Here is a 242-nt window from a genome sequence, read left to right as displayed (position 1 = left end):
CAACGGCACCCTGATCGGCAGCGCCATCGCCAATGCCGATGGCACGTTCAGCATCGAGCTGAATCCTGCTCAAGCCAACGGCGAACTGCTGGATGTCGTTGCCATCGATGACAGCGGCGTTTCTTCGTTGCCGGCGCAGGTCACCGCACCGGATATCACCGCGCCTGCCGCCCCGACCGAACTGGCTGTCAGCGCGGATGGCACCGTGCTCACTGGCCGTGCCGAACCGGGCAGCACCGTGC

1 protein-coding gene is annotated in these 242 nt (G+C 65.7%); it reads left to right on the top strand.

The features are described from left to right. Positions 1–242, top strand: a 242-nt coding sequence (locus tag JOY50_RS28885) for an Ig-like domain-containing protein (RefSeq protein ID WP_243056213.1), incomplete at both ends; no start/stop codon positions are given.

Source organism: Pseudomonas sp. BP01, from assembly GCF_022760795.1.
GTDB lineage: Bacteria > Pseudomonadota > Gammaproteobacteria > Pseudomonadales > Pseudomonadaceae > Aquipseudomonas > Aquipseudomonas putida_Q.
The sequence above is the reverse complement of the archived record's forward strand: the minus strand, read 5'-3'. Positions and strand labels throughout refer to the sequence as shown.